The sequence below is a fragment of the Deinococcus aquaticus genome, assembly GCF_028622095.1.
Lineage (GTDB): Bacteria > Deinococcota > Deinococci > Deinococcales > Deinococcaceae > Deinococcus > Deinococcus aquaticus.
Genome location: NZ_CP115165.1, coordinates 2,445,851 through 2,472,610 on the forward strand (window position 1 = coordinate 2,445,851; position 26,760 = coordinate 2,472,610).

The window sequence follows — 26,760 nt, forward strand, 5'->3', positions numbered from 1 at the left end:
CACAGGTCGCGGTGCGTCCAGGGGCGGCAAAAGCCGCCTCAGGACGTGCCAGCGCCATTTAAAGGTCTGAAAAGTAGACAGAAGCAGAGCGGGCCAGCCAGCAGGGCGGCGGGGGCCGCGCGTCACAGGAATCTTCCCGGATCGCGCGGCCCCCGCCGCCCTGAGTTACGAACCGCCCGGCTGGATCAGCCCTTGACAGCCCCGGCGGTCAGGCCGGACACGATGTTGCGCTGGAACACCAGCACCAGAATGATCAGCGGGATCGTCACCACGATACTGGCGGCCATGATCTGCCCCCACGGCTGATCGAACTGCGTGGCCCCCGAGTAGTTCGCGATCACGACCGGCACCGTGCGGTTGGTACTCGTGAACGTCAGCGCGAACAGGTACTCGTTCCAGGCGTTGATGAACGCCAGCAGGCCCGTCGTGACCAGCGCCGGCATCATCACCGGGAACAGCACCAGGAACAGCGTCTGCAACGGGCTGGCGCCGTCCACCAGCGCCGCTTCTTCCAGTTCGCCCGGAATGTCCCGCACGAAACTGGTCAGCACCCACACCGTGAACGGAATCGTGAAGATCAGGTACGACAGGATCAGGCCCAGCGGGTTGTTGTACAGCCCGAAGTTGTTGATCAGGGTGTACAGACCCGACAGCACCGCGATCTGCGGGAACACGCTGACCGCCAGGATCACGTACATGACGATGCTCTTGCCCTTGAACCGGAACCGCCCCAGCGCGTACGCCGAGAACGCCCCCAGCAGCAGGCTGATGGCGACCGAGCCGACCGCCACGATCAGCGAGTACACCAGACCCCGCTGGAAGTTCGGATTGGCGAAGACCTCTGTGTAGTTGTTGAAGGTGGTCTTGGCCGCGATGAACTGCGCGGGTGCCAGGAACAGGTCGCCGGGCGAACGCAGGCTGGTCAGGACCGCCCAGACGAACGGAGCGAGCAGATACACGCCGATCACGATCACCAGCAGGTAGAACGCGGCGCGTTGCAGGTAGTACAGGGCGGGATTCTTGCTTTTCAGGTTCATGTGCTCACCTCCTCGGCTGGCAGACTCAGTCGAACTTCACGCGGAAGGCCGTCACGTAGATCACGACGATCACCATGATGATCACGAACACCGCCACGCTGACAGCGCTCCCCATGCCCAGCAGCTGATTGTCGATCAGCGCCTGCCGCGCGTACCCGGTCATGCTGGTGCTGGCGGCGTTCACGTTCCCCAGCATCACGGACATCACGTCGAACACGCGCAGGGCGTCCAGGCTACGGAACACCAGCGCCACCAGCAGCGCCGGGCGCAGCAGCGGCAGCGTCAGGCGCCAGAACTGTGTCCACTTGCTCGCGCCGTCCATGTCGGCCGCCTCGTACATGTCGCTCGGCAGGCTCTGCAGGCCCGCCAGGATCAGCAGCGCCATGAACGACGTGGTCTTCCAGACGTCCACGGCGATCAGTGCCCAGATGGCGCTGTCGGTGTTCGCCAGGACCGCCTGACCACCCAGCACGCCGCGCCCGATCAGCCCGAAGGAATCGTTGTACAGGTACGCCCACATCTGCGCCGACACCACCGTGGGGATTGCCCACGGCACCAGCATGGCGGTGCGCAGGAACCCGCGCCCTTTGAACGCACTGTTCACGACCAGCGCGATGATCATCCCGAACACCGTCTCCAGGAACACGGAGACCACCGTGAACAGCAGCGTGTTCTTCACGGCGCCCCACCACTTGGGGTCCTGCAGGAAGCCCAGCGCGATACCGTCCTCGGTGGTGAACCAGAAGTTCTCCAGGCCGATGAACGTCCGCTGATCCGGGCTGGTCAGGTTCGCCTCGAACAGCGAGAAATAGATGGTGCGGTACAGCGGGTACCCGGCGACCAGCGCAATGGCGATCAGGGTGGGCAGCAGCAGCCAGAAGGCCTGCCGGGCGCGGGCCGTCTCGATGCCACGGGTCTTGGTGGGTTTCGGTGCAGTATTCACGGTCATGATCGGGAAGCCTCCTTCGGCACGTGTTCAGAAACGGTGCGGGTGTCCAGGCGGGCCGGGCGCAGTGCGGGCATTGATCGGCGGCCCCGGTTGACCCGCTGCCGACAACCGGAGTGTTCCGGTGAATGAATGAAGGCAGTGTACGTGCCGTGAGAGAAAGTTGAGTCACAGTGAAGATTCGCCCAAGCTGCGGGTGCGGACTGGCGGTCAGCAGGACTCAGAGAAAGGGGGGACGCCCATACGCGGGCGTCCCCCCTGACCCACACCGGCCTGAACGCGGCCGGGTGGTGAACGCTTACCAGCCGCGACCCTTGATGCGGGCCAGGTCGGTCGAGAGCTTGGCCACGGCGGCCTGCCCCTTCATCTTGCCGTTCAGGACGTCGCTGACGGCAGTGCTGAAGGCCTGCGACACCTGGTTGTACTTGCCTTTCGTGGGGCCGGAGGGGCGCGCGACGGCGCTCGTGAACACGCTGTACAGGCTGCCGAAGAAGGGGTTGGCCTTCAGGATGTCCTTGTCCTTGTACAGGGTCTGGATGGTGGGGTTGTACGTGCCCTCGATGGCGCGGATCTTCTGCTCGGCCGGGCCGGAGAGGTAGCGCACGAGGTCGATGGCGGCGGCCTGGTTCTTGCTGTAGGTGCTCACGCCGAGCTGCCAGCCGCCGAGGGTCGCGGCGTTGCGGCTGCCGCCGCTGGGCAGGGGCGCCACGCCGATCTTGCCCTTGACCTTGCTGTCATCGCCCTGGCCGAGCGCCCAGGCGTAGGGCCAGTTGCGCATGAACATGGCGTTCCCGGACTGGAAGATGCCGCGCGCTTCCTCTTCACCGTAGGTCGTGACGCCGGCGGGGCTGATGGTCTTGATCCAGCTGGCGGCGGTATCCAGGGCCTTGGCGGCCTGGGCGTTGTTGATGGTGATCTTGCCGGTGCTGTCGACGATGGTGCCGCCGCCGAAGGAGACCAGCCACTCCATGGCGTCGCAGGTCAGACCTTCGTAGTTCTTGCCCTGCCACACGTACCCGGCGAAGGACTTGTTGGTTTTCTGCTCGCCGGCCTGGATCTTGCTGGCCATCAGGGCCAGTTCCGTCCAGGTTTTGGGGGCGGCGCTGAAGCCGTACTTCTTGAGCAGGTCGGTGCGGTAGTACAGCAGGCCGGCGTCGGTGAACCAGGGCATGGCGACCAGTTTGCCGTTCACGGTGTTGGCGTCGACGATGCCCTTGAAGTGAGCGTTGACTTCAGCGGCGGGCACCTTGCCTTTCAGGTCCACGAAGTGCTGGGCCAGCAGGCCGGGCCACACGACGTCCAGCTGGTAGACGTCGATGTCGCTGCTCTTGGCGGCCAGCTGCTGCTGGTACAGGCCCAGGCGGTCGTTGGTCAGGTTGGGGCTCTCGAAGATCTTGACGGTGTTGCCGGTTTTCTTGGCCCAGCGCGCGGCGCCGTCCTTGCAGAGCTGAAGTTCCTGGCCGACGGTTCCGCAGGCGAGGGTGACGGTGACGGCGCTGGCGTTGCTGGTGGCGGCGATGGCGACGGTCAGGCTCACGAGTGCAATAGCTTTCTTCATGCATCCCCCTTGGTGGGTGCTGGACAGGCCCAGCCCGCTTCATCTGGGAAGCGGTTCCACGTGTATTAACTTCAGGTAACGCAAGGTTACATGCCCGGTGAAGACCTGTCAATGGAAACAGTTCCAATAACGATCCAGAAACGGGGGGGGACCCCACCCGAAACAACAGAAGAAGGCTGCGTAGAACGGCAAAAACGCCTGATCTGGACAGCATTCCACATGGCCGGCTTCATAAAGACCGATCCTGAAAAATCTTACAATTGGAAAGTTTCTGGCCTTTCAGCGCAAGCGCGCAGCGTCCCACTTCGCAAACCTCAGCGCCGCACCACAGGCGGAAACCTGACCTACCCAACCCGGATCAGTGGCGCAGTTCGTACGCGGCGTCACGGGTGCCGGTCCCCAGTTTGCGCAGCAGGCCGTCCTGAACCAGTCGCCGCAGCGTCCGCCACGCTTGCTGCGTGCTGAGGTCGCAGGCCTCGCGCAGATCCACGTTCCGCACGCGGCCCCGCTCACGGGCCAAGGCCAGCGCAATCGCGCGAATCTCGGCGGCGCTGGGCCCACTGGTATCACGCGGCTCACGCGCAGCAGACCGGGCCTTACGGCGTGACGGCCCGGCGGGTACCGGCGGCTGTTCCACAGCCTGACCCTGCCCCTGTGCTTGAGCCTGCGCCTGGGTGGCGGCCGGCTGGTCCGTCTGCGTCCCCTCCACGCGGTCGGCGGCGGGTCTGACCTTGACCGGCTGCACCCCGACTTCAGGCAGGCCGGGTGAGCCGGATTCCGGCAGCGTCCGCTCTGGCGCAGTCCATTCCGGGCGGGGGCGTTCCCCAGGCGGTTCAACCTGCGCGGCAGGCTGGGGCTCAGGGGTCTGAGGCGTGGCGGTCTGCTGCGCAGCGCTGGGGATGGGGCGTTCGCGGCCCAGCGCGCGGCGCACCTCGTCCGTCAGGATGTACGCGATGCCGCGCCCCACGCCGGCCTTCACGATCAGCGCGTGGTCCTCCATGCCTCGCAGCAGGCGGGGCGTGCGGTCCTCCGGGAGTTGCAGGGCGCGGGCCAGGGCGGCGCGGGTCGCCTCGCCCTCACGGGCCAGCAGGCTCAGGACGATCAGCACGTCCAGCGACAGCGTCTGCATTTCCTCCTGCTTGCGCGCCACGAACCGCACGAATTCCGCGTCGAAACCCGGCGAGTGCAGCGCCAGCGTCACGGAATCCGGGTACGTCGTGAACTCCGGCGGTTCCTTCCCGTGCCGCAGCATCAGCGAGTACATCTTGTCCACGCCCACGCCCGCCCGCTCGACCAGCCCCAGGCGCGCCAGCACCTCGGCCAGCAGCGGGTTGCGGCGCTTGGGCTGGTGGCGCAGGATGTTCCCCGGCGTGATCCCGCCCGGCAGGCCGCCGGGGTTCATGATCTCCAGCCGGTCCGGGAAGTGATGCACGTGCACCGCGTCGCGCAGCGTGTAATCCCGGTGGGTCAGCGCGTTCAGCAGCGCCTCGCGGTACACGGCCTCGTCCTGATCCCACACCTCGATCCGGAACAGGCCCACCTGCACGGGCGTGAAGCGGTTACGCGCCTGAATCAGTTCGGCCAGCCGGGTCAGCAGCGCCGGAATGGGCCGCAGCAGGTCCTCCCGGAACTGGAATTCCACGTCGCTGTTCTGGTGGTGGTAGAAGCACACCTCGGACTGCGGCACGTGCGCCCGCAGCGCCGCCGGCGTGCCCGCCAGCAGGATGGCCGCCAGCGTGGGCCGCAGCGCCCCGCCACTGGGAACGAGCAGCCCCAGTTCCTGAAGGAAATCCAGGTCCGGCAGGTTCGACGCACTCGCCCGGCGCCCCAGCGCCCGCAGCCTCGCCACCTCGGACGGGTCCAGGTCCGCCAGGGACGCGTCGGGCGGCACGACCGCCGTGAAATCCTGATCCGCGACCGGTTCCGCCTCGCTGGGCGTGACCGGCACCAGATGCGCGCCGTCCCAGGCGATCACCGAACCGTCCGGCGCGGCCAGCACGTACGGAGCCTGCGGCACGAACACCGCCAGCACCCGCGCGCCCCCCGGCAGACGGTGGTGCTGCACGTTCACGGTCAGGCGACCCCCGGACAGCTCGAAGATCGCGTGCGTGACCATCAGCGGGTGCAGTTCGCCCGCGTCCCGCTCGGCGGCCGGGAGGTCCAGCACGTCCACGCCCACCAGCACCGTGCCGCCCCGCGCGTTCGCCAGCCCCACCGCGTACCGCGCGAGGTCCTGCGGAGAGACGTTCAGGGGCAGATGAATACACGTCGGCCCCGCCAGAGGCAGCACCCCCAGCGGCGAAATGGCGTCAGCAGCGTCCAGCGTCACAATCGATCAGTATACATCCCGCCCGGCCGGCACGGCCCGCAGCCACACCCGCTCGACCGGCACCGATTCCGCACCGGGCGGCAACCACACAAGCGCGGCCCGGCGACCACAGCCGTACAGCACGGCGGCCTGCCCGAAAGCCAGGCCCAGCCGCGCCGCCTCCCGCAGCGACGGGCCGCGCAGGACCAACGACGGCTCCCGCCACTCGCCCTCGCCGTTGAGGGCCTCCAGCACGGTGCGGTCGGGTGCGCCTGCCCAGGCCGTGGCCTGCGCCAGCAGTGCGGTGTGCGCCGCGTCGTTGCGTGCCCGGGGCTGCATCTGCCCCCACGGGTTCCAGGCGGTCACGATGGCCCAGCGTCCGGCCGTCCAGTCCGGCAGCGACCCCGACAGCGACCCCAGTAGGGCGGGCGCAGGGCCGTTGCCGGTCAGGGCCACCCGCGCGCCCGGCGGTCCGTACCGCGTGGCGCGGAAGGCCGCCCGCAGGGCCGGGTCGGGCCACACGCCGCCTGCCGGGGGCCGCACCCGGTTCAGTACCCGACGGTGGCGTTCAGGTTCACGATCTGGGCGTTGCGGTACCGCAGGACCAGACTGATCTTCTGCCCGGCCTTGAAGTTCCCGCCCAGCACCACGCGGTACCCGCCAGAATCGTTGAGGTTCAGGCTGCCGGGCACCGGGATGGCCTGCACGACCTCGCAGTTCGGCAGGCAGCGCAGCAGGCGGGCACGGCCCAGGCTGCTCCACACGCCGGTCAGTTCGTCGGGGCGCTGCACGTTCAGCGTCCCGATCAGGATGGCCCCGCCGTGCGAGGGTTTCAGGGTCAGGGGCCGCACGGCCGCCTGCCCGGCGCTCAGGCCGGCGGCGGCCGTCAGGGCCAGCACGGACGCCCGCAGCGCGCGGGTCACTCGGCGTCCTCCAGGTCGCCCGCTTCGTCGTCGGGTAGCAGGGGAGAGGCGGCGTCCACGTCGGTTTTCATGATTTCCCGCAGCACGCTGGTGGCGAAACTGCCGCGCGGCAACGTGAACGACACCGTGAAGCCGTCGTCCTCGGGACTCACGCTGACATCCTCGGGGAACACGCGCGTGAGGCGGCGGTCGCCCTTGCGCGACGAGAACAGGTCGGCGGACAGGCCCAGCGCCGACAGCGCCTCCTGCTCCAGCGCCCCGGCGTCCAGCGTCAGGGGCTTGACCTTCTTGCCGAACAGCGTGCCGGTCGCGCTGACCTCGCCCCGCGCCGCACGCGGAGATTCCTGCTCGGCGTCCTCGACCTGAAATACGCCGCCAGTATCGTGTTTCTTGGCCATGTCCCCGGCCAGCAGGCCCGTGAACACCCCGCGTTCCAGGCGCAGGTTCACGAACCCGTTGAACACCACGCTCTGCAGCGCCGTCGTCAGGAACCGTCGCACGCGCGGGTCACGCACGCGCGACTCGCCCCGCACGACCCGCAGGCCCTCCTCGGCGTTCAGGCCACCCAGCCCGAACCGCTGCGGCCCGAAGTAATTCGGCACGCCCTGCGCCGCCAGCAGCTCCAGCGTCTGCCCGGCCTGCCCGGCGTGGCCCGCCGCGTCCCTTACCCGCACCGAGAAGCGGTTGGCACGCAGGTGCCCCATGCCCAGCTTGTTCCCGTGCCGGGTCAGTTGCAGCACCCGCACGCCGTCCAGCGCGAAGTTCTGCACGCGCGCCTCGTACTTCTGCGGCAGGCTGATCCACTGGGTGGTCACGGCGTGCCGGTCCTTCAGGCCAGCCACGCCCACCTCGCGGTCACGCACGCCGACCTGCTCACCGAGTTCGCGTAGCACGTGCGCGGTCGTGTGCCCGGTCTTCTCGAACTGCAGGTACAGGTGCTCGCCCTCACCGGACGGCACGTACAGAGGCACTTCATCCACACGGAAATCACCGGGTTCCTGACGGAGCGTTCCGCCGGTTCCCGGGCCTTCCGTCAGCGCCCGCAGCGCCGACCAGTCAAACACCAGACTCACGATGCTGCCCACCATATCCCGAGATTTCCCGGCGGACGTGAAAAACTCCTCAGCGTTCCCGGACCGGCCCCCGGCACCGCCCGGATTGAAGGCCGGTCAATCAGAGGGCGGGTCAGTTCAGGACGCGGTTCCCGGCGTCGGCCGGCGGAGTCCAGTCCGCGCGGAACAGGTGCGCGCCGTCCACGCGGACCGGCGCGTACCAGACACGCACCCCACGGTCCTGCGCCGTGACGGGCAGCAGCGCCTCCTGGCCGTCACGCAGTTCCAGCAGCGGCTCGCCCGACACGGCCCGCACGGGCAGCCACGCGTTCATGCCCGCCGGGGACCACCCGGCCAGCCGCAGCGGCCGCCCCGACACGTTCCGCAGGTGCGCGCCCCGCTCGCTGAGCGTGACACTCAGGTCCGGCCAGTCCGGCGTGACCGCGTGATTCCAGCGGGTCTGCCAGCGCGCGTGAGAATCGAAACCCGGCGCCGCCGACCGCGAACGCGCCGGCACCAGCGCCGTCAGCAGGCCCGCCCCGGCCACCAGCAGCGCCGCCACGGTCACGCTGAGCGTCAGCGGGTTCAGGTGCGCCGGGTCCCGCAGGGCCAGCAGCAGCCCGGTCCCCAGGGTCAGGCCCACCAGCGGCCAGCCCAGCCGGTCCCAGGCCGGACCTGCCCGCCGGGACGGCCCTGCCCCCGACAGCGCCGCGCCGGACCGCCATGCGCCGCCGTCCCACGCATCGTCCGTTCCGACCCCCGGTGACCGCACGAACGTGGCCGGCACGAACGCAGCGGGCAGGTACTCGGCCAGCAGCAGCAGGGCCGCCCCCACCCCGAACAGCGCCGGTACGTCCAGCAGGGGGGCCAGCAGCATCAGCAGCAGCCCCGGCACCGCCCACCACGCCCCCCTGGGGGTCAGGCCACGCCGGGCCGCCCGGCCGACCCGCACCAGCCAGTACGCGCCCAGCAGGGCCAGCGCCGCCGCCAGCAGTGGGCTCAGGCCCGCCCCGACGTCCAGCAGGCCGACGTTCAGCACGGGTGGGCGCCCCCGGCGCCGCGTTCAGAACCGGTCATTCCCCTGCCCACCCTTGCGGTGACGGCCCAGCCCGGCCGCCACGCCACCCCCAGCACCCGGCTGCGGCGCCGGCGGCAGGGCCGCGCCCGCCTCCGGCAGAGGCGCGGGCGGGGCACTCAGCACGCCCGGCTGCCCGTGCCGCTCGACCTCGAACGCCAGGTGCCCGATCTCGTCACGCAGGATGCCCTCCCAGGCGGTCTTCACGGCGTTCAGGCTGCCCGGCATGGCGAACACCACCGAGCCGCGCACCAGCCCCGCCACCGCCCGCGACAGCATCGCCGCGCCCCCCACCTGCTGGTACGACAGCATGCGGAACAGCTCACCGAACCCCGGAATGGGTTTGGTGATCATGGACTCCACGACCGGCACCGTCACGTCCCGCCCCGTGATGCCCGTCCCGCCGGTGGACAGCACCACCGTCGCCTCACGCGCGAACGCCACCAGACTGGAGCGGATGTGCACCGCGTCGTCCTTCACGACCCGGTACCCGACCACCTCGTGCCCCTGCGCGCGCAGTTCGCTCAGCAGGTACTGCCCGCTGGTATCGGTCTCCTCGGTGCGGGTATCGCTGACGGTCAGGACCGCCACGCGCACGGACCGCTCGCCGTGCTTCCGGTGCTGTCCCGCAGAATCGAGCGGCGTGCTGGCGCTGTCCGGAGCAGGGGTGGAAGGCGTGCCGGGAGGAAGGTCCGTCATGCCGACCAGCCTACCCCGTCCCCGCCGGAGAAAAGGAGCGGTTCTCACGCAGGCGCCCCCCCCGGAACGGGTGCCCCGCCACTGGCCCTGGCTTCAGGGCTGCTCCGGCTTCAGAGTGGCCCGGCGTTCAGGACGTTGCGGGCACTGTCGGGTAGCAGGGCGCGGTCCACGCGGCGCAACTCCGCGCGCGTGCAGCGCCGGGTCAGGGCCATGAACACGTCGGCCTGCTGCGCCAGGAACTCGCGGTACCCGTCCTCCTGGCCGCTGCGCACGCACTCCAGCGCCAGCAGGTCCAGCTGCCCCGTCAGTTGTTGCAGCGCCAGGTGCCGGGCCGCGCCGGCCCCGCTGTCGCCCAGCGTTCCGCGCAGTTCGGGCAGCCGCTCGGGCCATCGTTGCAGCAGACGCGCGGCGCGGCGCACGTTCGGGTCGTCCAGGGTCAGCAGGCAGGCGCGGCAGGGTTGCTCACGGCTGGCCTCGCCGCACACCGGGCAGGGCCGCCAGCCCTGCTCCTCACGCCAGCGGCGGGCGCGGGTGATCGCCTCGGCCGCCCGCAGCGCCGCGCCCTTCAGTTCGGGGCTGCGTTCGCTCTGCACGCCCTCGACCAGTTGCCGCGCCCGCGCGCGGTCCGGGGCGGGCAGCGGCGCGGGCGTCGGCACGGCCGCCTCGGGGCCGCGCACCGTGCCCACGCTGAAACGGATCTCGCTGATGGGTTTCTCCGGAATCAGGGCGTTCAGGGCCTTCATGAAATGGTGGCGCTGCATGCTCAGGTGGTGCGCGGTGGCGCTGTCACGGACTTCCACGAACAGCGTGCCGCCCTGCTGGGTGCGGGGCCGCGTGATGCGCGCGATTTCCGGCCCGACGGCCTGCGGCCACATCAGGATGGCGCGCGCCCGCTCGATGCCGCGCGCGATCCGGGCGGTGCCCAGCGTCGCGCCCATCAACTCGCCCATCTGGCGTGGGCCGCTCAGGCGGCGGCCACGCGTCACGCGCCCACCCCGGCCACGTCTGGCACGTCGGCCAGTTCAGCCTCGGCCAGCTCAGGCTCAGGCAGCTCCGGCTCAGGCAGGTCCGGCCCGGCTTCCGGCGTGAAGCGGCCCGACTGCGCCCGCAACGTCAGGGCCGCGCCCGGCGCGCGCTCGGTGCCGGTCACGATCGCCTGCGGCACGCTGGCCGCCAGTTCCAGCAGGAACGACCGCCGCACCGGGTCCAGTTCCGCCGAGAAGTCATCCACCAGCAGTACCGGCCGCTCTCCGAAGCGCTCGGCCAGCAGCTCCAGTTCCGCTCGCCGCAGCGCCAGCGCCACGGTGCGGCCCTCGCCCCGGCTGGCGTACTCGCTGGCCGGGAAGTCCCCCAGCGTCAGCAGCAGGTCGTCGCGGTGCGGGCCGGTCGCGGTACTCCCGCGCGCGAGTTCCTCGGCGCGGCGCGACCCCATGTCCTGCGCGTACGTTTCGGGCGTGGTGGATTCCGTCAGGGACAGCGTCAGGGTCTTGCGGCTGCCCAGCGCGGCGTTCGCCTCGGCCGCCAGTTCGTTCAGGCGGACCAGCGCGCGGCGGCGGAACAGCATGATCTCGGTGCCCAGCCGCACCAGCGACTCGTCCCACACGTGCATGGCCCATTCCTCGCCGCCGCGCAGGGCCGCGTTCCGCTGCGACACCGTGCGCTCGTAGCGTGAGAGTTGCTCGGCGTAGCGGGCACTCAGGCGCGACAGCAGCGAATCCAGGAACGCGCGCCGCCCGGACGGTGACCCGAACACCATCTCGCTGTCCTCCGGGCGGATCCACACGGCGCTGCCGCGCGGCAGGTCCCCGGTGCGGACGCGTACGCCGTCCAGTTTCAGTTGCCGCCGCCCGCGCCCCAGTCCGACCTCCTGCACGCTCAGGCTGCCGCCGCTTTCCAGGTCGGCGCGCACGTACGCCTCGGTCTCGCCCTGCTGCACCAGTTGCTCCAGGCGGGACACGTCCGTCAGGCCGGTCAGCGCGAGGTACGCGGCTTCCAGCAGGTTGGTCTTGCCCGCGCCGTTCTCGCCGAACACACCCGTCACGCCTGCCGGAAACGCCAGGGTGCACGGCGCGAGGTTCCGGTAGTTCAGGGTGGACAACGAATCAAGACGCACCCGACCATTCTAGAGCGCCGGCGTTCAGGCACAGAGGCGCCGGTCACAGGAGCGTGCCTGATGGGAAAGCGGCAGCGGAAAGCGGGGGCGCGGGCGGGCACGGTACGCTGGGCGGCATGAGTGACTCCGCCCCCACACCTGAACTGCCCACCCCAGAACTGCCCAGCCTGGAGTCCCTGAACGCGTTCGGCGCGGGCCGCCTGCCGGGCCTGATCGGCGTCCGGTTCACGCACGCCGAACGGGGCCTGCTGCGCAGCGAACTGACCATCCGCCCCGAACTGCTCGCCCCGAACGGCTTCCTGCATGCCGCGAGCGTCATTGCGCTGGCCGACACCACCTGCGGGTACGGCACGCGCATCCTGCTGCCCAGTGGCGCGCACTCGTTCACGACCATCGAACTGAAAAGCAACCACCTGGGCACCGCCCGCGACGGCACCGTCACCTGCGAGGCCCGCAACGTGCACGCCGGGCGCACCACGCAGGTCTGGGACGCCGAGGTCCGCGCGCCTGACGGCAAACTCATGGCGCTGTTCCGCTGCACGCAGGCCGTCCTGTACCCGAAACCCGCCCCGGCAGGCGAGTGACTTGCCCGCCGCGCGCACCTTCCTGACCCACCCGGACCCCCTGACCCGCGAGGTTGCCCGCAACTACGCCGGGGGCGCATTCCTGATGGACAACGGCGACGGCCTGCAGTGGTACTCCGTCGAGGGCCGCGCCGTCCTCCCGCTGACCGAGGCGGACGGACTGCACGTGCCCCGCCGCCTGCGCCGCGAACTGAAGCACTTCGAGCCGCGCGTGGATACCGCCTTCGCGCAGGTGGTCGCCGGGTGCCGGGGCGAACTGCCGGGCAGCCCCGCCCGCGACGGCGAGTGGATCAGCGACGAACTCGCGGACCTGTACACGCACCTGCACGCGCAGGGACTGGCGCACTCCTTCGAGGTCTGGCGCGGTGGCCAGCTGGCCGGGGGTGTCCTGGGCCTCGCGCTGGGCGGCGCGTTCATTGCCGAGAGCAAATTCCACCGCGTCACGAACGCCAGCAAGGCCGCGCTGATTCTCCTGGCCGCGCACCTGCACGCGCGCGGGTTCACGCTGCTGGACGCCCAGATTCAGAACCCGCACATCGAAACGCTCGGTGTGCGGGAAGTTGACAGCGACACGTACGGCGCGCTGCTGGGCGCGGCCCTGCCCCTGAACGTCAGCCTGTAATGCGGACTCCGATGGAATGGTTTGCAAAAACCGTTCCATCCGAGCGGACGCGAGTGGGAGCAAAGCGGATTCCGGACGTGGAGCTGGCAACTCGGTGTTGTCCCGGGTTGTTAACGAAACAGACGGAGTCCGTATAAGGGGTGTGGGAAGTGCTGACCCCACAGCCCCCGGTCACCCTCCGGTCAGGGCGCCCCACAGCAGGTAACCGTTCAGGGCGATGATGATGCCCGCGAACAGCCACCCGAGCGCCGTCACGTGCGGGCGGCTGACCAGCACGCCCATGATGTCGCGGCGGGCGGTGAAGGCCAGCAGGGGAATCAGGGCGAAGGGCACGCCGAAACTGAGGATCACCTGCGACAGGATCAGGACGCTGGTGGGGTCCAGGCCCAGCAGGATCACGATGAACGCCGGGAGCATGGTGACGGTGCGCCGCAGCCACAGCGGAATGCTGAAGTTCACGAAGCCCTGCATGATCACCTGCCCGGCCATGGTGCCCACGGCGCTGCTGCTCAGGCCGCTGGCGAGCAGCGCGATGGCGAAGGCGGTCGCGGCGGCCGGGCCGAGCAGGGGCGTCAGGGTCCGGTACGCGGTTTCCAGGTTCCCGGCGTCCTCGATGCCCTTGCCGTAGAAGGTGGCGGCGGCCACGGCCAGCATGCTCATGTTGATCAGCCCGGCCACGCCCATGGAGACGATCACGTCCACGCGGTTCAGGCGGCTCAGGCGCAGTTTTTCCTGGTCGTTGCGGGTGGGCACGCGGCCCTGCGTGAGCGCGGAGTGCAGGTAGATGACGTGCGGCATGACGGTCGCGCCGATGATGCCCACCGCGAGGTACACGCTGTCCACGCCCTGGAAGGACGGCACGAAGCCCGCCCCGAGCTGCGCGAGGTTGGGCCGCGCCAGCACGAACTGCGTGAGGTACGCCACGCCGATGATGGCCACAAAGCCCCCGATCACGAGTTCCAGCGGGCGGAACCCGCGGCGCTGGATGGTCAGCAGCCAGAACGTCAGAACGCCTGTGATGGCCGCGCCCCAGATCAGCGGCAGGCCGGTCAGCAGCTGAATGGCGATGGCCGCCCCGATGAACTCGGCGAGGTCGGTGGCAATGGCGACCAGTTCCGCCTGCACCCAGTACAGCCACACGGCGGGGCGCGGGAAGCGTTCCCGGATGACTTCCGGCAGGTTCTTACCCGTGGCGATGCCCAGTTTGGCGCTGAGGTTCTGGATCAGCATGGCCATCAGGTTGGCGGCCAGGATCACCCACAGCAGGCCGTACCCGAACTGCGCGCCGCCCTGGATGTTGGTGGCGAAGTTACCGGGGTCCATGTACGCGATGGAGGCGATGACGGCCGGCCCGAGAAACGGCAGGATGCGGGCCAGGCCGCGCTTGCCGCCCCGCTGTTCGAGGATGGCGGAGGCGCGGGCGTTCATGCGGTCGTCCAGGGAAGTGGGAGCGCCGGGTGTGGCTGTGACGGGTGTGGTAGGGGTGGGCGGTGCGCCGCCGGGGTGGGATGAATCGGGGGCGGGCGGGGGGGACGACATGCCGCATCTTAGGCATGCCTAAAAATAAAGTCCAGTCCTGGCACGGCCCGCCCTGCCCACGACCCCACAGCATCAAGAAAGGCCCAACCCCCGCGCCGCCCCCACTGCCGCCCCTCCGCTGCCCCCTCAGCCCCCACCTCCTAGCCAAGTCGCGCCCCCCACCCCCTCCGGGCGCTTACCCTCAAGGGCATGACCGCACCCGCCACCCCCACCCCTCCGACCCAGGCAGACCGCACCGACACCCTGCGCGTCCTGATCTGCGACGAGATGAACCCCGGCAACCTGGAACACGACGGATTCCAGATCGACTACCAGGGCAACATGGACCGCGCCGAGACCCTGCGCCGCCTGCCCGACTACGACGCGCTGATCACCCGCAGCCGCACCAAGGTCGACCGGGAACTCATCGACGCGGCCGGACCCCGCCTGAAAGTCATCGGGCGCGGCGGCGTGGGTGTGGACAACATCGACCTGGACTACGCCAGCCTGCGCGGCCTGCTGGTCCTGAACGCCCCGGAAAGCAACAACGTCTCGGCCGCTGAACTGGCCGTCATGCACCTCATGGCCGCCGCGCGCGGCCTGACCCGCAGCGACCGCAAAACCCGCGCCGGAGAGTGGGACCGCAAGTACCTGGGTCAGGAACTCAAGGACCGCACCCTGGGCATCGTCGGCCTCGGCCGCATCGGCTCAATCGTCGCCGACCGCGCCCAGGGCCTGCGCATGAACGTCGTCGCGTACGACCCGCACGTCCCGGACAGCAAATTCGAACGCCTCGGCGTGAAACGCGCCGCGACCCTCGACGACCTGCTGGCCCAGGTGGACGCCATCACCGTGCACACCCCCCTGACCGACGAGACGCGCGGCATGATCGGCGCCGAGCAACTCGCCCGCCTGAAGAAAGGCGCCATCGCCGTGAACGCCGCGCGCGGCGGCATCATCGACGAACAGGCCCTCGTGGACGCCCTGCACAGCGGCCACCTGTTCGCCGCCGGCGTGGACGTGTTCGTGGACGAACCCCCCACCCCGGGGCACATCTTCCTGCACGCCCCTAACCTGGGCATCACCGCCCACCTGGGCGCCAATACCTTCGAGGCGCAGGAGCGCGTCGGCGCCGAGATCGTCTCCCGCGTCCTCGACGCCCTGCACGGCGACGTCAGCAAGGGCGCCGTGAACGCTCCCGCCCTGGACGCCAAGACCATGGAGGCCCTCGGCGGCTACCTGAAACTCGGGGATAAACTGGGCCGCATCCTCGCGCAACTGCTGCCCGGCGCGCACGACGTGGAAGTCACCTTCCGCGGCGAATTCCCCGCCGACCCCGCCCCGGTCGTCACCAGCGTCCTGGTCGGGTACCTGAGCGGCAGCACCGACGAGACGCCCAACATGATCAACGCCCGCGCCCTGGCCCGCGAACGCGGCGTGAACATCGCCATCCGCGAGCAGGCCGACAGCCCCGACTACCAGACCGAGGTGATCGTGAAGATCACGGGCGGGCAGGCCGGAGAGAAGGAACGCACCCGCACCGTGGGCGGCACCGTGTTCGGCAAGAACCCCCGCCTGACGCGCCTGCGCGACTTCCGCGTGGAACTCGAACCCGAAGGCAACATCCTGATCGCCAGCAACCAGGACAAACCCGGCGCGGTCGCCAAACTCAGCACCCTGCTCGGCACCTGGGGCGTGAACATCGCCGGCATGGCCCTCGGCCGCGCCGAGAAGGGCGGGCAGGCCCTGTTCACCCTGACCCTCGACGACGCCCTGACCCCGGCGCAACTCGCGCAGGTCCGCGAACTCGACGTGATCGACAGCGCCTACATGGTCCGCGCCTGAAACGGACCCCGATTGAGTAACAGCGCAGCGTGAGGGGGGCGGCCCGATCGGGTTCGCCCCCTTTTCTGTGTGCTGGGGCTTCTGTGTTCTGAAACTGCTGTGGTCCGGGCTGCGTGGCCCCGCTGAAGTTCAGAGCTGCCGGTGCAGGCGGTCGGCGGCGACCAGCAGTACGTCCCACACGCCACTGAACGGCGGAGCGTAGGCGAGGTCGGCGTCGAACAGGTCCTGCGCGGTCGCGCGGGTGCCCAGCAGGGCCGCGACCACATCCACCCGCTTCACGCTCAGGTGATTGCGGCCCAGCAGTTGCGCGCCCAGCAGGCGGCCCGTGCCCTTCTCGCCGGTCAGGCGCACGTGAATGGGCCGGGAACTCGCGTGGTACCCGGCGTGGTCGGTGCTGGTCACGTCCACGCTCACGGCGTTCAGGCCCAGTTCCTCCGCCTCGGTCTGGGTCAGGCCGGTGCGGGCCACGCCCAGCTCGAAGGTCTTGAAGATCCCCGTGCCGACCACGCCGGGAAAGCGGGCGTTCCCACCGGCCATGTTCACGCCCGCCACGCGCCCCATGCGGTTGGCGGGCAGGCCCAGCGGAATGTGCACGCTGCGGCGCGTGACGCGGTGCGTGCTCTGCGTGTTGTCCCCGGCCGAGTAGATGCCCGGCACGTTCGTCTCCTGCCGGGCGTTCACGGCCACTGCGCCCGTCTTGCCCAGGCGCACCCCGGCCGCCCGCGCCAGCTCCACGTTCGGTTTCACGCCCACCGCCACGACGACCAGATCTGCCCGCACCAGCCCGGCGTCGGTCTGCACGCCCGTCACGCGCCCGGTGCCGGTCAGGCCCTCCACGGTCACGCCGCAGCGTACGTCCACCCCGCCACGTTCCAGTTCCTCACGGACCTGCGCCTGCAACTGCGGGTCCAGCATGCGGCCCGCCACCTCCGGACCCCGCTCCAGCAGGACCACGCTCAGGCCCCGCGCCCGCAGCGCCTCGGCCAGCTCCAGCCCGATGTACCCGCCGCCGATAATGCATGCCCGGCGCGCGCCCGCCACGCTCGCCTCCAGCGCCTGCCCGTCCGGAATGTCACGCAGCACGTGCACGCCCCCCAGGTCCGTCTGCGCCCACGCGGGCCGCACCGCCGACACCCCGGTCGCCAGCAGCAGCCGGTCGAACGGTTCGGTCATCGTGCGCCCCGCCTCCCGGTCCAGAACGGTGACCGTCGCGGCCCGCGCGTCCACGCCTGTCACCTCCTGCTGCGTGCGCACGCTGATGCCCCGCGCCCGCATCTGCTCCGGCGTGCGCGCCACCAGATCACCGAAGTCCTCGACCTCACCGCCGATCACGTACGGCAACCCACACGCGCCGTAACTCACGTACTCGCCCCGGTCGAACACCACGATCTGCGCGTCCGGATTGAACCGCCGCGCCCGGCTGGCCGCACTCATCCCAGCGGCCACGCCGCCCACAATCACGATTCGCATGCCCGCAGCGTAGCCGCTCCCCACCCAGCAGCCATATCGGCGGCCTTCATGAGGGAGCAGGTGGGGTTGGTACGGGCGGTCAGGTCGCGCGCACGCTGTCACCCACCACCGGCCCCCTGGCTCAGCGGCCGAAGTCCTGCACCCAGTACGTGGTGAAGGTGGTGCTGGGCGTGCCGTTGCCCATGGCCGCCCCGAACGAGGTCCAGTCGGGGTTCATGAGGGTGCGGCAGTGGCCGGGGCTGTCGATGAGGGTCTGAAGGGCCTCCTCGGGCGTCAGGACGTTGTACGCGGCGTTCTCTCCGACGAGCGTTCCGGTGAAGCCGCTCTGCTGGGCGCGCTGCGGGGGTTCGCTGCCGGTTTCGGGATTCACGTGCCCCCGGAAGTTCAGGCGGATCATGTCGTTCACGTGCATCTGCGCGCTGCTGGCGAGAGTCTGGTCCCACACCAGCGGGCCGGTCGTGCCGAACAGCTGGTCCCCGCAGCGTTGCCCCTGACGGCGGGCCTCGTTGGTGATGTTCATGAACCGCACCATCCATTCGTGGGGGTCGCTGGCCTCGATCTGGGCAGGCTGCACGTACACCAGCGCGGCGCGGCCGTCCTGCACCGACACCCCGTAACGGCTGAAGCCGATGCGGTGCCCGCACTGGTTGGCTAGGGCGTCGGCCACTGGCCGGGCCTTCCCGAGTTTCGCCAGCGTGAAACTCGCCCAGCGTTTGGCGGGGTAGCGGGCCTGACCCAGCTCGTTCTTCAGCGGAAAGCCCCGCAGGACCCTGGCGGCCACGGCGTCCAGGGCCGGGTCGCGCTGGGCCTGCTGGCCGCAGCTGAGAAAGTCCGACTGCACGAGGTGCGCGAACAGGTCAGCCGTGTTGATGACCTGATCGGGGCTCAGGACCGCGCCGCCGGGCAGGGTGACGCCGGGCCCGCTGCCCGGAGCCGGTGGCGTGCCAATGGGTGCCGCTGGGAGGGGCACCGTCGCCTGGGCGCTGGCGGGTGTGCCCAGAGGCAGGCCGGTCAGGGCGGCGCACAGGACAGCGGCGCGCGTGAAGGGAAGGGATGAGCCGGCAGGGGAGGGAGCGTCGGAAGGGGCAGCGGAGGGGGCGACGGAACGCAGGGGCCACCTGGGTGAGGGGAGTCTCAACATCTTCAGACCACTACATCATGAGAACCGCACGGTGTCCTCACAATCTGCCGCTCAAGCATGCGAATTCTCACGTTCGTCGGGTGTGCACCCACCGGGGGAACGCGCGGGCCGCCGCTTCCGGTACCGGCGCGGTACTCCGCTGCACAGCGCCGCCCGGCACCCGGCTGGGGGGGCTACCATGCTGGGCATGAGCGACGCATCCCCGACGCAGCACACGCCGGACCACACGCCCCTGAACCGCGCGCGCCTGATCGCCCCCGGCCCCGTCGAGGTCGCGCCGGACGTGCTGGCCCAGCTGGCGCAGCCGCAGATGCACCACCGCGCCCAGGCCGGCATCGACAAACTGATGGAAGCGCGCGCGAAACTCTCGCAGCTGCTGGGTGACCCCTACGACGCGGTCATCACGACCAGCAGCGGCACCGGCGCGTTCGAGGGCGCGCTGCTGAGCACCACCCCGGCGGGCGCGCGGGTCGTGAACGCGCAGGCCGGCAAGTTCAGCGAACGCTGGGGCGAGATGGCGCAGCGCTTCGGGTACGACACGGACATCGTGGCCCGGCCCTGGGGCGAGGTGCTCGACCCGCAGGAAGTCGCGGACACCGCGCGCGGCGCGCACACCCTGCTGATCACGCACAGCGAGACCAGCACCGGCGCCCTGCACGACCTGCAGGCCATCGCGCAGGCCGCCCGGGCCCAGAACCCGGACCTGATCGTCATTGCCGACTGCATCACCTCGTACGGCGTGGCCGAACTGCGCCCGGCCGCGTGGGGCGTGGACGTGATCGTCTCCGGCAGCCAGAAGGGCACCGCCACCCCGCCGGGCCTGGGCTTCGTGCTGTTCAGCCCTGAGGTGCAGCAGCGCATGATCCGGAATCCCGGCAACGCCTTCTACCTCGACATGACCCGCGAACTGGCCGGGCAGAAGGCCGGCAGTACCCCGCAGACGCCCGCCATCAACCTGATCTACGCGCTGAGCACCGCCCTGGACCGCCTGCTGAGCGTGCCACTGGAAGTCCTGTGGGCCGAGCAGCGCCGCAAGACCGACGCCCTGATCGCCGCCGGAACCGTGCTGGGCGCGCCCGCCTGGGCTCCGCGCACCAGCCCGGCCGTCGCAGTCCTGACGCCCCCGGCGGGCGTGACTGGCCGGCAGGTGGCCGCGCAACTGGCCGCGATGGGCCAGCGCGCCCTGCCGGGACAGGCCCCCCACGAGGACACCGTGTTCCGCGTGAGCACCATGGGCTATGCCGACCGTTACGACGCGCTCGGCATCGCCGGAATCCTGGAAGACGCCTTCGCGGCACTCGGCGTGTCCTTCGAGCGGGGCGTCGCCGTGAACGCCGCGTGGCAGGCCCTGAACCGCTGAGCGCCGCAGCCATCAGTCCAACATGAAACCGCCCTGGCCTGAAGCCGGGGCGGTTTCACGTTGGACACTGTGCCCCGTCGCGAACGGGGCATCACACGGGGATCTGCACCGCGATCTGCCCGCTGCGTCCGGGACGCCTCCCGCGTGCCTTACCCTGTCCGGCATGACCCGCGCCCTGTACCACACCAGTCAAGATCTGCTGTTCACCGCGCAGGTCACGCACGCACGCGAGCACGAGGTGGCGCTGGACGCCACGGCCCTGTACCCGGAAGCGGGCGGTCAGGCGGCCGATACCGGCTCTCTCCGCTGGACGGACGGAAGCGGCGAGGCGCGGCAGGCGTCGGTGACGCACAGCCGCAAGGAGAAGGCCACCGGCCTGATCTGGCACACCCTGAACGGCGACGTTCCTCCGGTCGGCACCACCGTCACGGGCGAGGTGGACGCGGAGCGTCGCTGGCTGCACTCGCAGCGGCACAGCGCCGAACACCTGCTGGCCCAGGCGTTCGTGCGCGTGAACCCGGCCTTCACGGTGGACGCCGTGAACATGACCGGCTCCGAATGCACCCTGGACCTGCGCGGCGACCCGGCCGAGGTGCACGTGCGGGCCGCCGAGGCGCTGCTGCGCGACACGCTGGGCCGCACCGATCTGACCCTCGAAACGCCGGTCGTGCCGGACCATGACCTGCACCAGTACCCGTTGCGGCGAGATGCGACGGTCAGCGGGGACGTGCGCCTCGTGATCTTCCGTGACGGACAGGGCGAGCCGTTCGACGTGAGCGCCTGCGGCGGCACGCACGTCCCGCGCGCAGGCATGGCCGCGCCCGTCGTGGTGCTGCGGACCGAGCGCGTGCGGGGCGGCGTGACCCGCGTGACCTTCATGGCGGGCGAGGAAGCCGCCGCGCACCTGAGCGGCGTGTACGCCGACACCCGGAAGCTGGCCGTGGGCTTCAGCGTGCCGGTCGAGCAGGTGCCGCAGCGGGTGCAGGCCCTGACCGACAGCCACGCGGCCCTGCAGGCGCAGCTGGACGCCCTGCACGCCGCGCACGCCCGCACCCTGCGGGACGCCGCCCCCACAGAGACGTACGGAACCGTGACTCTGCGCCCGGTGACGCTGCCCGACCCGGCCGGCCTGCTGCCCGCCCTGACCGACCTGAAGCCCGGCGAGGTCGTGGTCGCTGTGACCGACGCGGGGCGCGTGGGCATCGGCAGTGCCAACCCGGACGTGAACGCCGGAGGGGTGCTGCGCGCCGCCCTGACCGCCAGCGGCGGCAAGGGCGGCGGCCGACCCGACCTCGCGCAGGGCAGCACCCCGGACACCGCCGCTTTCACGCGCGCCGTCCGCGAAACGCTCCTCGCCACCGCCTGACTGTTCACAGCCACCCCGGAACTTGGTAGGCTCAGGGGTCATGAGTATTCACCTGAACGCCGAACCCGGCCAGATTGCCGAAACCGTCCTCCTGCCGGGCGACCCGCTGCGCGCCAAGCACATCGCCGAGACCTTCCTGACCGACCCCGTCCTGCACAACACCGTGCGCGGCATGCACGGCTACACCGGCACGTACAAGGGCCAGCGGGTCAGCGTGCAGGGCACCGGCATGGGCATCGCCAGCTCCATGATCTACGTCAGCGAACTGATCACGGGGTACGGCTGCAAGAACCTGATCCGCGTCGGCACCGCCGGCAGTTACCAGGCGGACGTCCACGTGCGCGACATCGTGCTCGCGCAGGCCGCCTGCACGGACAGCAACATCAACAACATCCGCTTCGGCGCCAAGAACTTCGCCCCCATCGCGGACTTCGACCTGCTGATGCGCGCCTACCAGATCGCCCGTGAACGCGGCCACGCCACGCACGTCGGGAACATCATGAGCAGCGACACCTTCTACCACGACGATTTCGACCAGTACAAAATCTGGGCGGACTTCGGCGTGCTGGCCGTCGAGATGGAAGCCGCCGGGCTGTACACCCTGGCTGCCAAGCACGGCGTGAAGGCCCTGACCGTCCTGACCATCAGCGACCACCTCGTCACCCGCGAGGAAACGACCGCTGAGGAACGCCAGCTGACCTTCAACGCCATGATCGAGATCGCCCTCGACGCCGCTCTGGGCGAGTAACCCTTCAGGACTGCACCCCAGGCTGCATCGGCCAGGTCGCCGTGTGTGGCCCGGTTTTACACTGCCGGAATGAAACGGGAACGGGGCTGGACGTTCGGGTATCCGGCGGCCTGGAGTGGTCGTCAGGCGATGTGGGGACCTGCTCGACTGGCCCGGCTGCGGCTGGCGCTGGGACTGCTGTTCCCGCCGCTGCGCTGGCCCCGGCGGCGGGTGGCGGACCTGCCTGCCCCGCTGCGCGGCGTGGCGTGGCCTGCGGGCGTGACCCCGCTGGGCGTGTACCGCGACCGGGCGGGCGAGACTTTCGTGCGCCTGCGTGGCCCGGCCGACTCGCACGGACAGTGGCGGGCGCTGGCCGGTATCCGGGGGGCGCTGCTGGCCGCCGGGTGCCCGCCCGTGCCGACGGGTGCCGTGGGTTTCGGCGTCCCGGCGGACCTGTTCCGGGTGGGGGAGGACTCCCTGCTGGTCGTGGTCGGCTCGGACGGCGGAACGCTGGACCTCCCGCTTATCTCCCGGTCAGCGCAGGGGCGTGGAGGGCCGGGCCTGAACCTGGGCGCCCTGCCCGGCGTGTCCTGGCCGGAACCGCAGGGCGCGCCGCACGTCCTGTTGCCGCCGGGCACGGACATCCGCGCGGTTTTCACGCACTGACTGGCACAGGCAGCCGCGCAGGGGTGGGCGGCGCAGCCCCCGCTGATCGGCCCCGCGCAGGCCTTCACGCTCCTGACGAACGGCGAACGGATCGTGACCCTGAGTGCCGTGCAGGTCTGCGAAACGCCCCCAGTGTGGGCCGCCGCGCTGGAAGGCGACCTGTGGAGTCACCTCCGGCGGCGCGCGGCCGCCCGTCCGTAGAGGCGGTCAGTAGTCGCCGTCGGCGCTGAAGACCGGGCTGGTCAGGACGGCGTACCCGGTGGCGGTGGCGGCGTCATTGCGGCTGCCGAGCGTGAGCATGATCGCCTTCCCGAGCGCCTCGTACCGGTCCACGCGGGCCTTCCAGTCGGCCGGGTCGAACTGCACGTAGTCCTCGTCCAGGCCGGGGCGGTAGCGGCGCAGGGCCGCGATGTACGCCGCGTGATCCGCGCGGGCCTGCGTGATCTGCCGCGCGTACAGGGCTCCTGTCTGCCCGCCGAGGGGACTGCGGGCCAGGGCCGCCAGACTCCCGATCTGCTCTTCCAGAAACGCGAAGGACCGGGGCACGGCGTGCGCGTACATCGTGCCGCCCCCGGCGCGCGTGCCCGCCAGTTCGCTCTCGATGGCGCGCATCTCGCGGTACTGCCTTCGCAGCGTGTCGATCCGGGCGCTGAGTTTCGGGTTGCCGTTCAGGGTGCGGCGCAGCGCGGCGGCGCGGCACTCTGCCCAGTTGTAACTGGCGTTGTCCTGATCGACTTCAGACCAAGCGCCGATGGTCAGATTGCTGTATGTGCTGCTGTCCACGGCGTTCGCCAGGGCGCAGTTCGCCGGGGCCTGCGCCCGCGCGGCGCCGGATGCAAGGGTCAAGAACAGGCTCAGCAGGACGGACCGGCGCAGGAGTGTCATACCCCAGCGTACCCGGCCCGGTCTGTGCTGCCTACCGCTTACGCCCGGCGCACCATCCGCGCGATGAAGAACCCGTCGATGCCGCCGTCCGGGACGGTCAGCACGCCCGGTCCCGCCGGGACGGTGGGCACCTCGATGCCCGGCACGGCCTGCGCCTCGAAGTCCGGGTGGGCGTCCAGGAAGGCCTGCACGACTTCCGGCCCTTCCTGCGGCGTGACCGAGCACACCGAGTACACCAGCGTTCCGCCGGGCTGCACCAGCGCCGCCGCGTTCGGCAGCATCCGCGCCTGAAGCGCCGCCATCTCCTGCACGGCGTCCGGCGTGAGGCGCAACTTGATTTCCGGGTGGCTGCGCAGCGTACCGCTGCCAGTGCAGGGGGCGTCCAGCAGCACCACGGCCGCCGGTTCCAGTTGCAGGGGTTCGGTCAGGTCGTGCGTCACGAACTCGGCTTTCAGGCCCAGGCGGCGCAGGTTCCCGCGCGCCGCGTCATGCTTGCGGGCCACGAGGTCCACGCTGGTGACCTGCGCGCCGCGCGTGGCGAGCATCGCGGCCTTCACGCCCGCCCCGCCCGCCAGGTCCAGCACCCGCACACCGCTCACGTCGCCCAGCGCGTCCACGCAGGCCAGACTGGCCGGGTTGATCGGCTGCGCCTGCCCGTTCTCGTACGCGGCGGTGCGGCGCAGCGGGCGGTCCAGTTCCACGCGGTCCACGCCCTGCACGCCGGGGTGCACCACGCTGCCCTCCTGATCCAGCGCGCGCACGCCCGCTTCCGACAGGCTCAGCCACAGCGGTTGCGGGCGCAGCAGGTCCGCCATGACCGCGCCCGCCTGCTCACCGAACGCCGCGCGGTACACCCCGGCCAGCCACCCGGGCAGTTCCGTGCGGGTCTCGTCGGTCGCGTCGGGCAGCGTCACGCGGCGCAGCACGGCATTCACCAGTCCGGGCGGCCCCAGCCGCGCCCCGCGCGCCAGATTCACGTACTCGCTCGCCACCGCGTGCGGCGCCGTGCCCAGGAACAGTTTCTCGAATGCGCCGGCCATCAGGACCGCCCGCGTCTTCGGGTGCGTCTCGCCCTTGAGCATGGGGGTCAGGGCGCGGTCCAGCGTCAGCGCGTGCCGCAGCGTGCCGTACACGACGTGCGTCGCCAGACCCGAATCCCGGCCCGGCAGGCGTGCCTGCTGCAAGGCGTCGTCCAGCGCCGGGGCCGCAAACGCGTCGCCGTTCAGCACGCGCAGCAGCACCCGCACCGCCACCTCACGCGCAGGATTGAAAGGCCCCGGCAGGTCCTCGCGGGGACCGCGGGACGAACCGGAAGCAGGGCGGGCAGAGGGTCGGCGTGGAGCGTCGTTCACCTTGGCAGTGTACGCGCCGGAAGGGGGGAGAGTGGAAAGTGGATGGCCTTGACAGAGGCAGCCGGGCCGCGCACACGCTCTTGACCATCAGCCATCAGCCATCAGCCATCAGCCATCAACTGCTCACCCTGGGCCGGGCGATCAGCGTCCAGGCGAGCAGGGCCAGCAGCACGCTGCCGCTGAGGAGGTAGGGGGCGGCGTGGCTGGCGCTCTGGTACAGGCCGGTGCCGATCAGGGGGCCGGTCATGCGGCCCAGGGCGAGGGCGCTGGAGTTCAGTCCGGCGACCGCGCCCTGCTGGTCCTCGGTGACGCTGAGGCTCAGGGCGGTGCTGAGGCTGGGGCTCAGGACGGCGCTGCCGATCCCGATGACGGCCAGGGCCAGCGTGATGGGCCAGAAGCTCTGGCCGGTGGGCAGCAGGAACATCCCGGCGGCCATGATCAGCAGCCCGGCGGCCACGAGGGGAGTGGTGGGCAGTTTCTTGGCGAGGGGGCGGATCGCGCCGCCCTGCACCAGCGCGGCGACCAGACCGAAGATGGTGAGCATGCCGCCGACGGTGCGCGCCGCGCTTTCCGGGGTGAGGGCCAGGGTGTCCTGCACGTAGAAGCCGATGGTCTGTTCCATGCCGACGCTGGCGAGGGTGCTCAGGGCGCTGATGGCCAGGAACAGCGGGATGGCTCCCTGGCCCAGCAGGGCGCGGCGGCTGCCTTTGGGTTGTTCGGGTGTTCCGGCGCGGCGCGTTTCGGGCAGGGTGCGCCACGCGACGAGGGCGGTGATCAGGCCCAGCGCGGTGCTGAAGAAGATGGGCGCGGTGAGGCTGACGGTGCTCAGGAGCGCGCCGATGGCGGGGCCGAATACGACGCCCAGACCGAAGGCCGCGCCGATCAGGCCGAGGCTGGCGGCGCGGTCTTCCTTGTTGCTCAGGTCGGCCATCATGGCCTGCGCGGTGGGCAGGGTGGCGCTGGAGAGCATGCCGCCGATCAGGCGGGACCCGACCAGCAGCGCGAACAGTGCCGTGCCGCCCAGGGTGCCCTGGAGGCCCAGCTGGGCGAGCACACCGAACAGGCCGAAGCTGATGGAAAAGCCCACGAGGCCCAGGATCAGGATGGGTTTGCGGCCCTGCCGTTCGCTGCGGCTTCCCCAGATGGGGGAGAAGATGAACTGCATCAGGGAGTAGCCGGTGGAGAACCAGCCGGTCTGTGTCTCGGTCAGGCCGAGCTGGCGGCCCAGGGGCGCGATGATGGGGAACAGGACGCTGAGGCCCAGCATGGCGATGAAGATGGTGAAGAACAGCGTCAGGCGCGTGCGGCCCGTGGCTGCGGGGGGGGTAGGGGAGGCCGACATGCGCGGAGTATACGCCCCCCCTGACCGCTCGGTAAGGACGCCTGTCCGTCTGTGCAGACCCTACTGGGCAGGAGATGACGCGGCAGGCCGCTGCGTGGAAACGCATCCTGCGGCCTCGCGCCGCCTGCCGCTTCTGCCGGCGGGGTCTGCCCGTGTGCTGGACTGCGTACC

24 protein-coding genes are annotated in these 26,760 nt (G+C 70.5%); 7 read left to right on the forward strand and 17 right to left on the reverse strand.

Annotated features, from left to right (window positions below; all coding sequences use genetic code 11):
- Positions 1–185 precede the first annotated feature (185 nt).
- The 11 genes from M8445_RS11895 to recF form a co-directional block, all read right to left on the reverse strand.
- Complete coding sequence (locus tag M8445_RS11895; RefSeq protein WP_273987963.1) at positions 186–1,037, reverse strand: carbohydrate ABC transporter permease; 852 nt, start codon at positions 1,035–1,037, stop codon at positions 186–188.
- Positions 1,038–1,062: 25 nt separating this feature from the next.
- Entirely contained in the window at positions 1,063–1,986 is a 924-nt protein-coding gene (locus M8445_RS11900; RefSeq protein WP_273987964.1) for a carbohydrate ABC transporter permease, read from the reverse strand.
- 295 nt (positions 1,987–2,281) lie between these two features.
- On the reverse strand, positions 2,282–3,541 hold the full coding sequence (locus M8445_RS11905) for an ABC transporter substrate-binding protein (protein WP_273987965.1): 1,260 nt from the start codon (positions 3,539–3,541) through the stop codon (positions 2,282–2,284).
- Between the two features lie 358 nt (positions 3,542–3,899).
- Positions 3,900–5,870, reverse strand: coding sequence for an ATP-binding protein (locus M8445_RS11910; RefSeq protein ID WP_273987966.1), 1,971 nt, complete (start codon positions 5,868–5,870; stop codon positions 3,900–3,902).
- A 6-nt stretch (positions 5,871–5,876) separates the two neighbouring features.
- Positions 5,877–6,371, reverse strand: coding sequence for a DUF3293 domain-containing protein (locus M8445_RS11915; protein ID WP_273987967.1), 495 nt, complete (start codon positions 6,369–6,371; stop codon positions 5,877–5,879).
- A gap of 26 nt (positions 6,372–6,397) precedes the next feature.
- Positions 6,398–6,772 carry a hypothetical protein gene (locus tag M8445_RS11920; RefSeq protein WP_273987968.1) on the reverse strand — a complete coding sequence of 125 codons (375 nt, stop codon included), beginning with the start codon at positions 6,770–6,772 and terminating at the stop codon, positions 6,398–6,400.
- A complete protein-coding gene (gene truD, locus M8445_RS11925) occupies positions 6,769–7,860 on the reverse strand; it encodes a tRNA pseudouridine(13) synthase TruD (RefSeq protein WP_273987969.1) in 1,092 nt (363 codons plus the stop codon). Before truD ends, M8445_RS11920 begins: the two co-directional genes overlap by 4 nt.
- A 97-nt stretch (positions 7,861–7,957) precedes the next feature.
- Positions 7,958–8,863 carry a hypothetical protein gene (locus M8445_RS11930; protein WP_273987970.1) on the reverse strand — a complete coding sequence of 302 codons (906 nt, stop codon included), beginning with the start codon at positions 8,861–8,863 and terminating at the stop codon, positions 7,958–7,960.
- Between the two features lie 24 nt (positions 8,864–8,887).
- Positions 8,888–9,598 carry a MogA/MoaB family molybdenum cofactor biosynthesis protein gene (locus M8445_RS11935; RefSeq protein ID WP_273987971.1) on the reverse strand — a complete coding sequence of 237 codons (711 nt, stop codon included), beginning with the start codon at positions 9,596–9,598 and terminating at the stop codon, positions 8,888–8,890.
- A gap of 110 nt (positions 9,599–9,708) precedes the next feature.
- Positions 9,709–10,584 (reverse strand): DciA family protein, encoded by an 876-nt coding sequence (locus M8445_RS11940; RefSeq protein WP_420704093.1) that lies wholly within the window; start codon positions 10,582–10,584, stop codon positions 9,709–9,711.
- Positions 10,581–11,711 (reverse strand): DNA replication/repair protein RecF, encoded by a 1,131-nt coding sequence (recF, locus tag M8445_RS11945; protein WP_273987972.1) that lies wholly within the window; start codon positions 11,709–11,711, stop codon positions 10,581–10,583. Before recF ends, M8445_RS11940 begins: the two co-directional genes overlap by 4 nt.
- 116 nt (positions 11,712–11,827) lie before the next feature.
- Here recF and M8445_RS11950 point away from each other — a divergent pair, with 116 nt between their 5' ends.
- Both M8445_RS11950 and aat read left to right on the forward strand, forming a co-directional pair.
- Positions 11,828–12,295, forward strand: coding sequence for a PaaI family thioesterase (locus M8445_RS11950; protein WP_273987973.1), 468 nt, complete (start codon positions 11,828–11,830; stop codon positions 12,293–12,295).
- A gap of 1 nt (position 12,296) precedes the next feature.
- Positions 12,297–12,917, forward strand: coding sequence for a leucyl/phenylalanyl-tRNA--protein transferase (gene aat, locus M8445_RS11955; protein WP_273987974.1), 621 nt, complete (start codon positions 12,297–12,299; stop codon positions 12,915–12,917).
- A 171-nt stretch (positions 12,918–13,088) separates the two neighbouring features.
- Here aat and M8445_RS11960 read toward each other — a convergent pair whose 3' ends face one another.
- The gene (locus M8445_RS11960) at positions 13,089–14,345 is read right to left on the reverse strand and encodes an Nramp family divalent metal transporter (protein WP_273987975.1); all 1,257 of its coding nucleotides are present in this window, start codon (positions 14,343–14,345) and stop codon (positions 13,089–13,091) included.
- Between the two features lie 300 nt (positions 14,346–14,645).
- On the opposite strand from M8445_RS11960, the gene serA reads away from it, so the two are divergent.
- Positions 14,646–16,280 carry a phosphoglycerate dehydrogenase gene (serA, locus tag M8445_RS11965; protein WP_273987976.1) on the forward strand — a complete coding sequence of 545 codons (1,635 nt, stop codon included), beginning with the start codon at positions 14,646–14,648 and terminating at the stop codon, positions 16,278–16,280.
- A 129-nt stretch (positions 16,281–16,409) separates the two neighbouring features.
- On the opposite strand, the gene M8445_RS11970 is transcribed toward serA, so the two are convergent.
- Both M8445_RS11970 and M8445_RS11975 read right to left on the reverse strand, forming a co-directional pair.
- Positions 16,410–17,750: an FAD-dependent oxidoreductase gene (locus M8445_RS11970; protein WP_273987977.1), complete on the reverse strand. Its 1,341-nt coding sequence runs from the start codon at positions 17,748–17,750 to the stop codon at positions 16,410–16,412.
- A 121-nt stretch (positions 17,751–17,871) separates the two neighbouring features.
- Positions 17,872–18,720, reverse strand: a complete 849-nt coding sequence (locus M8445_RS11975) for a CAP domain-containing protein (protein WP_273987978.1) — start codon at positions 18,718–18,720, stop codon at positions 17,872–17,874.
- 358 nt (positions 18,721–19,078) lie between these two features.
- Between M8445_RS11975 and M8445_RS11980 the strand changes: the two genes are divergently transcribed.
- The 4 genes from M8445_RS11980 (at position 19,079) to M8445_RS11995 (ending at position 23,010) form a co-directional block, all read left to right on the forward strand.
- Complete coding sequence (locus tag M8445_RS11980; RefSeq protein ID WP_273987979.1) at positions 19,079–20,251, forward strand: aminotransferase class V-fold PLP-dependent enzyme; 1,173 nt, start codon at positions 19,079–19,081, stop codon at positions 20,249–20,251.
- Between the two features lie 163 nt (positions 20,252–20,414).
- Complete coding sequence (locus M8445_RS11985) at positions 20,415–21,617, forward strand: alanyl-tRNA editing protein (protein ID WP_273987980.1); 1,203 nt, start codon at positions 20,415–20,417, stop codon at positions 21,615–21,617.
- A gap of 40 nt (positions 21,618–21,657) precedes the next feature.
- Positions 21,658–22,365, forward strand: a complete 708-nt coding sequence (gene deoD / locus M8445_RS11990; RefSeq protein WP_273987981.1) for a purine-nucleoside phosphorylase — start codon at positions 21,658–21,660, stop codon at positions 22,363–22,365.
- A gap of 69 nt (positions 22,366–22,434) precedes the next feature.
- Positions 22,435–23,010, forward strand: a complete 576-nt coding sequence (locus M8445_RS11995) for a hypothetical protein (protein ID WP_273987982.1) — start codon at positions 22,435–22,437, stop codon at positions 23,008–23,010.
- A 207-nt stretch (positions 23,011–23,217) separates the two neighbouring features.
- On the opposite strand, the gene M8445_RS12000 is transcribed toward M8445_RS11995, so the two are convergent.
- From M8445_RS12000 to M8445_RS12010, 3 genes are all read right to left on the reverse strand, one after another.
- Positions 23,218–23,895, reverse strand: a complete 678-nt coding sequence (locus M8445_RS12000) for a hypothetical protein (protein ID WP_273987983.1) — start codon at positions 23,893–23,895, stop codon at positions 23,218–23,220.
- A gap of 38 nt (positions 23,896–23,933) precedes the next feature.
- The gene (locus M8445_RS12005) at positions 23,934–25,142 is read right to left on the reverse strand and encodes an RsmB/NOP family class I SAM-dependent RNA methyltransferase (RefSeq protein WP_380091447.1); all 1,209 of its coding nucleotides are present in this window, start codon (positions 25,140–25,142) and stop codon (positions 23,934–23,936) included.
- 220 nt (positions 25,143–25,362) lie between these two features.
- Positions 25,363–26,589, reverse strand: coding sequence for an MFS transporter (locus M8445_RS12010; protein ID WP_273987984.1), 1,227 nt, complete (start codon positions 26,587–26,589; stop codon positions 25,363–25,365).
- Positions 26,590–26,760: the final 171 nt, after the last annotated feature.

Bases quoted from the DNA above. Each gene is read 5' to 3' on its own strand.
- M8445_RS11895 (WP_273987963.1), bottom strand. From the start codon at position 1,037: ATGAACCTGAAAAGCAAGAATCCCGCCCTGTACTACCTGCAACGCGCC.
- M8445_RS11900 (WP_273987964.1), bottom strand. From the start codon at position 1,986: ATGACCGTGAATACTGCACCGAAACCCACCAAGACCCGTGGCATCGAG.
- M8445_RS11905 (WP_273987965.1), bottom strand. From the start codon at position 3,541: ATGAAGAAAGCTATTGCACTCGTGAGCCTGACCGTCGCCATCGCCGCC.
- truD (WP_273987969.1), bottom strand. From the start codon at position 7,860: ATGGTGGGCAGCATCGTGAGTCTGGTGTTTGACTGGTCGGCGCTGCGG.
- M8445_RS11935 (WP_273987971.1), bottom strand. From the start codon at position 9,598: ATGACGGACCTTCCTCCCGGCACGCCTTCCACCCCTGCTCCGGACAGC.
- M8445_RS11950 (WP_273987973.1), top strand. From the start codon at position 11,828: ATGAGTGACTCCGCCCCCACACCTGAACTGCCCACCCCAGAACTGCCC.
- M8445_RS11960 (WP_273987975.1), bottom strand. From the start codon at position 14,345: ATGAACGCCCGCGCCTCCGCCATCCTCGAACAGCGGGGCGGCAAGCGC.
- serA (WP_273987976.1), top strand. From the start codon at position 14,646: ATGACCGCACCCGCCACCCCCACCCCTCCGACCCAGGCAGACCGCACC.
- M8445_RS11970 (WP_273987977.1), bottom strand. From the start codon at position 17,750: ATGCGAATCGTGATTGTGGGCGGCGTGGCCGCTGGGATGAGTGCGGCC.
- M8445_RS11980 (WP_273987979.1), top strand. From the start codon at position 19,079: ATGAGCGACGCATCCCCGACGCAGCACACGCCGGACCACACGCCCCTG.
- M8445_RS11985 (WP_273987980.1), top strand. From the start codon at position 20,415: ATGACCCGCGCCCTGTACCACACCAGTCAAGATCTGCTGTTCACCGCG.
- deoD (WP_273987981.1), top strand. From the start codon at position 21,658: ATGAGTATTCACCTGAACGCCGAACCCGGCCAGATTGCCGAAACCGTC.
- M8445_RS11995 (WP_273987982.1), top strand. From the start codon at position 22,435: ATGAAACGGGAACGGGGCTGGACGTTCGGGTATCCGGCGGCCTGGAGT.
- M8445_RS12000 (WP_273987983.1), bottom strand. From the start codon at position 23,895: ATGACACTCCTGCGCCGGTCCGTCCTGCTGAGCCTGTTCTTGACCCTT.
- M8445_RS12010 (WP_273987984.1), bottom strand. From the start codon at position 26,589: ATGTCGGCCTCCCCTACCCCCCCCGCAGCCACGGGCCGCACGCGCCTG.